The sequence below is a fragment of the Variovorax sp. FW305-3-2-15-B-LB1 genome (assembly GCF_058787635.1).
In genome coordinates this window covers 193,966-201,829 of sequence record NZ_JBYSZY010000004.1, presented here as the reverse complement: position 1 = coordinate 201,829, position 7,864 = coordinate 193,966, and the positions used below count along the sequence as shown (strand labels likewise).

The 7,864-nt window shown below is 66.0% G+C and carries 5 protein-coding genes; all 5 read left to right on the top strand.

All coding sequences use genetic code 11. The annotated features are described in order from the left end of the window. Positions 1-132 precede the first annotated feature (132 nt). The 5 genes from AC3WQR_RS04635 to AC3WQR_RS04615 all read left to right on the top strand — a co-directional run bounded on the left by AC3WQR_RS04635 (position 133) and on the right by AC3WQR_RS04615 (position 7,848). Entirely contained in the window at positions 133-1,020 is an 888-nt protein-coding gene (locus AC3WQR_RS04635; protein ID WP_492741262.1) for a LysR family transcriptional regulator, read from the top strand. Between the two features lie 123 nt (positions 1,021-1,143). Then, on the top strand, positions 1,144-4,167 hold the full coding sequence (locus AC3WQR_RS04630) for a type VI secretion system Vgr family protein (RefSeq protein ID WP_492741261.1): 3,024 nt from the start codon (positions 1,144-1,146) through the stop codon (positions 4,165-4,167). A 6-nt stretch (positions 4,168-4,173) separates the two neighbouring features. After that, positions 4,174-5,013: a DUF4123 domain-containing protein gene (locus tag AC3WQR_RS04625; protein ID WP_492741260.1), complete on the top strand. Its 840-nt coding sequence runs from the start codon at positions 4,174-4,176 to the stop codon at positions 5,011-5,013. Positions 5,014-5,035: 22 nt separating this feature from the next. Next, positions 5,036-5,797: a DUF3304 domain-containing protein gene (locus AC3WQR_RS04620; protein ID WP_492741259.1), complete on the top strand. Its 762-nt coding sequence runs from the start codon at positions 5,036-5,038 to the stop codon at positions 5,795-5,797. Then, a complete protein-coding gene (locus tag AC3WQR_RS04615) occupies positions 5,794-7,848 on the top strand; it encodes a T6SS phospholipase effector Tle1-like catalytic domain-containing protein (RefSeq protein WP_492741258.1) in 2,055 nt (684 codons plus the stop codon). Before AC3WQR_RS04620 ends, AC3WQR_RS04615 begins: the two co-directional genes overlap by 4 nt. Positions 7,849-7,864: the final 16 nt, after the last annotated feature.

Genomic DNA, 7,864 nt, shown 5'->3' with positions numbered 1-7,864 from the left:
GGCAGGCGTGGGGCATGGGCGGCAGGGGACGCATGGGACAAGGCTCCTGGAAACGTGTGCATGCCCATGGTGAACCGATGCTTCTCCCCAAGCCAATGAATGTTCATTGCAAATGAGTGCAAAAAAACTAATATGAATCCGATGGACATCGGCCTCGCCCGGACCTTTCTCGAAGTCGCGGCCACCGGCAGCTTCGTGGCCGCGGCCGAGCGGCTGCACCTGACGCAGACCGCCGTCAGCGCGCGCATCCGCCTGCTCGAAGACCAGCTCGGGCGGCGCCTGTTCGTGCGCAACAAGGCCGGCGCGCGGCTCACCGCCTCGGGCGAGCGCTTCGTGGCCCACGCGACCACGCTGGTGCAGGTGTGGGAGCGCGCGCGCCAGCATGTCGCGCTGCCGCCGGGGATCGAGGAGGGCGTGAGCGTGGGCAGCGAGCCCAGCCTGTGGCATCCGCTGCTGGCCGACTGGCTGATCTGGATGCACCGCGTCTGCCCCGAGATCGCGCTGCGCGCCGAGGTCGACAGCGCCCAGCGCCTACTCGACGCCGTGCAGGGCGGCGCGCTCGACCTGGCCGTGCTCTACAACCCGCCGCAGCGCCCCGGCCTCGTGGCCGAACTGCTGGCCGAGGAGCGGCTGGTGATGGTCACCACCGACCCCGAAGGCCGGCTCGACCGCACGCGCTACGTGTCGGTCGACTGGGGCCCGGCCTTCGCGGCCAACCACGAGGCCGTGTTTCCGGAGCTGGCCCACGCGCCGGTGTCGATCTCGCTCGGGCCGCTGGCGCTCACCTACCTGCTTGCCGTGGGCGGCGCGGGCTACTTCCGCATCGGCGTCGCGCGGCCCTTCCTGGCCGATGGCCGGCTGCGGCTGGTGGAGGGCGCGCCCGAGTTCTCGCACTCGGCCCACGCGGTGTATGCACCGCAGCGTGAGAACGAGACGCTGGCGCGCGTGCGCGCCGGGCTGCGGCTGGTGGCGGCAGCGGAAGAAGGGCGCCAGGGCAGCGGCATGCATTCGCCGGCTTGAGGCGCCGTCCTGCATCGCCGGGTGCTACTTTCAGGTACTTACGCTCGGGCCACCGGGACTCCGACAATCGGACGCATGCCACCCCGCGCAACGCGGGGAAGAAAAATAAGTTCGGGGAGTTTCATGTCCAACCACGGCAGCGTGCCTGTGCGCATGCGTTCGTCGTCACCATCCGCTGACCGCAGCGCCCTGTGGGCCGAGCTGAGCCAGACGGCGCGGCTGTACCGCCTCGAAGCGCCGAGTGCTTCGTCGTCCTCCAACAGCGCCGCGCGCGAGAGCATCGACGCCTTGCGCGTGGAAGGCTGGGTGCAGCGCGAGGCGGTGTCGCAGCTGTTCGAGCTGCGCATCGTGTGCCTGAGCCTGCGTGCGGACCTGGCGCTGTCATCGCTGGTTGATCAACCTCTGACGCTGGTCACCGTGCTGGCCAATGGTTCACTCGCACGACGTACGGGCTTGATCCGCGCCGTCGAATCGCTGGGCGCCGACGGCGGCCTGGCGCGCTACCGCCTCACGCTCGTGCCCTGGCTCTGGCTGGCCACCCAGCAGGGGCGCAGCCAGGTCTTCCAACAGCGCAGCGTCGCGGACATCATCGAGCGCGTGCTCGCGCCGTACGCCGAAGCCGGCAGCTGGGCCTTCTCTTCCGAAGTGAACGGTTTCCTCGCCGACGCCCCCGTTCGCACCTACTGCACCCAGTACCGCGAGAGCGACTACGACTTCTTCTCGCGCCTGCTGGCCGAAGAAGGCCTGGCCTGGCGCATCGAGGAAGATGCCCAGGCCCCGACGGGCCACAAGCTCGTGATCTTCTCGTCCAACGACACCCAGCCCGCCGATGCGGGCTCGCCCGTTCGCTTTCACCGCAAGAGTTCGCAGGAACGCAGCGACGCCGTGCAGGCGCTGGTGCGCCGCATGCGCCAGTCGGTGGCCCAGGTGCATTTGAGCGCCTGGAACGTCGACGGCAAGCGCCAGCTCACAGGCAGCGCCCCGGCGCGCTTTCCGGTCGGCGGCAAGAACGCCCCGCGCCTGGAATACGACGACGTGCTCGGCCTGAACGACCGCAGCCGCGGCTGGGACACCAACCGCACCGTCGAGCGCTACGCCGCATTGATGATGGAAGCGGCCGAATGCCGCGCCGACCTGATGCTGGGCCACAGCACCGTGCGCACCCTGCGCGCGGGCACGCGCCTCGAGATCGACGACGCACCTGCACTCGGGCTGCAGGCCAAGCCGGCACTGCTGCTGGACACCATCGAGCATGTGGGCATCAACAACCTGCCCAAGGACACGGCCGCGTCGATTGCGGCGCAGCTGGGCGAGCTGACGGAACACCTGCTGTTCGATCAGCCGTGCGCATCCGTGACGGCCGAGTCCGATGTGTTCGGGCTGGTGTCTGCAGCAGTGGCAACGAGCAACGACAACCACATCTACCCGCAGCCCCAGAGCCTCGCAACCGCGCAGGCCCAGGGCTACGCCAACAGCTTCTCGGGCGTGCACGCCCCGCGCCCCTGGCGCCCCGCACTGGCGGCAGCCGACGGTGCCCGCCTGCACGCCAGACCCACGGCCAGCGGCGTGCACAGCGCCATCGTGGTCGGGCCCTCGGGCGAGACCTCGCCCAATGGCGCCGACGAGCTGTACTGCAACGACCGCGGCGACGTGCGCGTGCGCTTCCACTGGCAGAACAACGCCAGCGACAGCAGCAACGGCGACAACGCCCAGGACAACCGCAGCACCCGCTGGATCCGCGTGGCCCAGCGCCAGGCCGGCCCCGGCATGGGCTGGCAGTGGCTGCCGCGCATCGGGCAGGAAGTGCTGGTCAAGTTCGTCGACCTGGATGTGGACCAGCCCGTCATCGTCGGCGCGCTGTACAACGGCCGCGGCGACGGCGGCATCGCCCCCACGCCCGGTGGCGTATCGCGAGCCGGTGAAACCAATGAAGATGTCTTCGCCCACGCGGGTAACGCCTCGCCCAGCGCCCAGGCCAACCTCGCGGCGGGCCACGCCCCGCCCTGGCACGGCGCCAGCGCCGACGACAAGGGCCACCGCAATGCAGCGGCCCTCAGCGGCTTCAAGACCAAGGAGTTCGGCGGCGAGGGCTTCAGCCAATTGGTGTTCGACGATTCGAACCAGCAGCTGCGCGTGCAGCTGCACGCCAGCACCGCCCACAGCCAGCTGAACCTGGGCCACCTGATCCACCAGGCCGACAACTTCCGCGGCAGCTTCCGAGGCCAGGGGCTGGAGCTGCGTACCGACGGCTATGCGGCCCTGCGCGGCGGCAAGGGCGTGCTGCTGAGCACGTACCACGGCGCAGGCGGCCAGAAGCTGGAGCCCGTGGGCGACTTCGCCGCCGGCATGGCGCTGCTCAAGCAGGTGCAGCAGCTGGGCCAGGCCCTGAGCGATGCCGCCAGGACCCACGAGACCGTGCAGCTGGCCGGGCACATCGGGGCCGGCAAGGCCGACGAATCGCAGCTGGACAAGGAACGCGCGCCGTACGCCGCGATGGAGCGCACCGCCAGCGGCATGGTCGCCGCCGATGCGCTCGATGCCGCCTACACAGATGCGTCCGACAAGGCCGTCGCCACGGGCGAAGGCAAGGTGCCCCACACCAGCGACGCCGTGATCGCACTGGCTGCGCGCGGCGGCCTGGCGATGGTGGCGGGCCAGCAGCTGCAGGTCGTCAGCGGCGAGACCGCCACGCTGGCCAGCGGCGGCGACATCAACCTGGCGCTGGCCGACGTGCTGCGCGTGCACAGCGGCCAGGCCATCGGGGTTCTGGCCGGGGCGCAGAAGGCCGATGCCGACACGGGCCTGTCGGTCATCGCGGGCAACGACGACCTGGACTTCCAGGCGCAGCACGACGAGTTGCGCGTGCAGGCCAAGGAGGCCCTGAAGATCGCCAGCACCGACCAGACGGTGGAGTTCGCGGCCAAGAAGAAGATCCGCATCGCGACGGCGCAGGGCGCGTCGATCACGCTGCAGGATGGGGACATCACCTTCGAGTGTCCGGGGAAGATCACTTATCACTCGGTGCAGCGGAAGTTGGCTGGGCCGGTGCAGAAGAGCTACCCGCTGCCGGCATTCCCCAAGAGCATCTGCGTGGCGTGCCTCCTGAAGTCGCTCAAGTCGGCGCCGGCCTTCACCCAGGTGGAGTAACGCACGATGAACCTGATCGACAAGCACGTACCCGGATGGATCGACGCCCTGTTTGCGGACGACGGCCCTCTTGCCTCCGGCACCGAGGGATTTCGCTACGCCTTGATCGATTGCGCATTCGCTCCGCAATGCCATCAGCTGCTCGAGAGCCACCTGGGTTCCGGCTCTTGGCGGTCGCTCTACGAGAACATGCCCGGCGCTTCAGACGAAGCGATCCGGCATTCACCGGTTCTGCTGAACATCGATGCCGTCGAGAGGCCCTTGCTCGATCGTGTGCTGCTGCTGACGAATGGCTTGCCGATGCTCAGCTTCATCCGCTCGAACGAACCGCTCGAATCGCTGTTCGAACGCCTGAGCCCCTGGTGCATCGTGAATGCGGACGGGCAGTATTTCGTGCTGCGCTTTCCCGACACGCGCCGCCTGCCGGATGTGCTGGCCGCGCTGTCGCCGTTGCAGCAGATGGCGTTCTGCGGTCCCGGAGCCACATGGCATTTCCGTCGGCGCGACGCCAGCTGGAGCACTTTCCTTGCCCCGGGGAAAATGGCATCCACGTCGCTGGCTCCATGCGCACCGGTACTCGACGGTGATCAATGCGCGGTGCTCATTGCCGGCAGCGAAGCGGATGAAGTGATCGCGAACCTGCTTCAACTCTCGCCAGCCTACGAAGCGCAGCACCGGCCCTCGGTGCTGCACGCACTGGCTGTATGCGGGCTCGCCGCAGCCGATGCCATGCAGTTCGACACGGTGGCGCAACGGATGAGGCTGTGTGAAGTTTTTTGGCAGCACCCCGAACTCAGCCACGGCGCTGGCCCGGACCATGAAGCGCTGCGCGCCTTGATGGTCTAGCGCATTGCCGCAGGAACAACAGATGATTCTCAAAAACTGGCTCCTTCCCCTCGCGCTTCTTGCATCCCTGGCTACGGCAGGATGTGCCACCGGTCGTGCTGACACGGTTCCGGCCTCGGTCAGCGGCGTCAACTACACCGACCAGGACATCCGTTACCGGCTGTTCGATCCCAAGGACCCGAAGCAGACCGTGGTCGCTTCCGAAGAGATCGGTCCGTTTGCCGCAGGAGGCGTGATCTGTTGCTACAACGTGCCGAAGATGTGGGCGCCTGGCATCCAGGTCGGTGTGATCCTGCAGAGCTACGACAACAAGGCGGGCGACTATCGGCCGCGCCAGACCTTCATCGTCGATCTGCCGCCTTACGACAAGAGCGGCAAGGCAGGGGATGTGTGGTTCATCAACTATCCCGATGGAACGGTGGGGGTGGTTTCAACCGCGTACCGTCCCAATGGCGACGAGTGGCCCGGGAAGATCAAGGGGTGGCCCAAGCCTTCATTGGCCTTTCAACGTGAGTTGTGGGAGCGAGACATGCGGTTGGCGCAGGAGAGTCTCAACGCAAGCAAGAAGTCCATGGATGAATTCAATCAGGACCCATTGGCGTCTCTCAAGAAGACTTGGGACTTCTACTTGGAAGAGCGAAAGCAAAAACGACCTCCCAAAGAACTCCAGATGTTTACTGGCCCAGCCGACCCGGAATTTCTCATCCACGAACGTCAGTGGAAGGAAAAATCACTGCAGTACTCACGCGAAAAGGTCGAGCACCTCATGAAGGTGAAGCCATGACTGCGCAGCTCATTTCCTCACTTGATGAGCTTGCTTTTTCAGATCTTTTGAACCGAGAGCGATTTTTCGGAGGGGATCAAAGTGAACGCATCAGAAGAAATTACGAGATAGGTCGGGAGTTGCGCCCCATCGGTCAGCCCGGCAAGTCCTGTGACGTGAACCTCTTCATGGGCTTCTTCTTCGACGGCACGCGCAACAACTACGACCGCAGCACCAGAGAAAAGGATCACACGCATTCCAACGTCGCGCGCCTGTACGGTGCCTATCCAGGCCAGCATGTGCCCGGGGTGCCAGCCGACCCCGATGCGCAGTGGACCACGAACCCCGACAACTACCAGCAGTTCTTCAAGGTGTATGTGCCGGGCGTGGGGACGCCGTTCACGCAGGTGGACGACAGCGGCACCGGCAAGGACGCGCTGCTGGGCAACGCCACGGCGCTCTACGGCGAGCGCCGCATCCTGTGGGCGCTGGCGCAAGCGCTCAACTGCGTCTACCGCTACCTCACCCGAAGCGGCAACGGACCAGGGCTGTTCTCAACCGAAGAAGTGCTGAAGTTTTGCAAGGCTTTCGACCTCGGGCGGGAGGAGCTGCTGGAAGCGGGCAAAGGGCCCGCCGACAAACGCCAACGCGAGAACAAGAATCGTCGCACGCTCGAAGCGATGCTCAACAAGCTGCACGAGTCGGTCAAGCCGCACATGATCGATCCCACAACGGGTCAGTGCAGCAAGGTTGATCCAGGGCGCGTGCAACGCATCTTCGTCAGCGCATTCGGCTTTTCGCGAGGTGCGGCGGAGGCACGGGTCTTCGTCAACTGGTTTCTCGCGATGTGCGAGATCGATGCCGAACTCCGTGGGCAGACCGGGCCGACGCTGGCATCGTTTCCGGTGACCTTCGACTTCCTGGGACTGTTCGATACCGTCGCGTCGGTCGGTGTGGCGGCCTCGTCCCTTTTCGCCGACGGCCATGGCGGCTGGGCTGACGCTGACACTTCGATGCGCATCCCGGCCGACGTGCCCTGCCTGCACATCGTGGCCGCGCATGAGTTCCGTCGCAGCTTTCCATCGGATTCCATTCATGTCGGCAATACGTTGCCTGAGAACTCTCGGGAGTGGGTGTGCCCTGGCATGCACTCGGACGTCGGCGGAGGCTACATGCCGAAGGAGCAGGGCAAGGGGATCGATGAGGCGGGCGAGGACATGCTTTCGCGCATTCCCTTGGCCCTGATGTACCGCGAAGCACGAATCTTGGGCGTGCCCCTGAAACTGGAACTGGCACGCCCAGTCATCCAGAAGCAGTTCATGGTCGCCAAGGACCTGATCCGGGACTTCAACGCTTACCTTGCCGTATGCCGGGTCAAGCAAGGGGTGCTGCGCGACATCATGGCGGAACAGCGCAAGCTGTTCATCCAGTGGCGCAAGTCCTGGGCTGGCCACGCGGCCACGATGCCGTTCGTTTTGCGCGCTTCGAAGGAAGACCAGGCGGACCTCAAGTCGGCCGACGAGCAGTTCGTCAAGGAAGCGAAGGACTTCGAAGCCTGGCTCAAGAAAAAGAAGCGGATCAGCGGCCGCAACAGCCCCGACGGCACGCCGCACGAAGTCGACAACGTGCCCGGCATCGATTCGGAGCGGGTCGGCGAGTGGGGGCGCATCGAGCCGTACTGGAATGAGCCCGTGCTCACCAGCAAGCTGTTCGAAGACCGCGTGCACGACTCGCATGCATGGTTCAAGCTCACCGGGCCCGAAGCGGCCGAGTTCAAGGAGCAGCTCGAAAAACTGGTGGCCCGGAAGAAAAGGGCGGACGAGGCGCACGGGCAGATCGATCCACCCAGGGGCGGGGCGCCCGCCGGGCTGACGCGCCGGCAGGAGCAATGGGTGAACCTGTACCTGACCAAGGGCGAGTACGCGCCCGAATTCACGGAAGGGCGCGAATGGTATGCATGGGGGGCCGGCTACTTGCGCTACCGCCGTGTGTATGCGGGCGCGGACGAGACACGGCTGACCCAGAACCGTCGGCCCGCCGAAAGGGAATCGCGGGAGCCGATGACGGCTTGATCGGAACGGCGGGGCG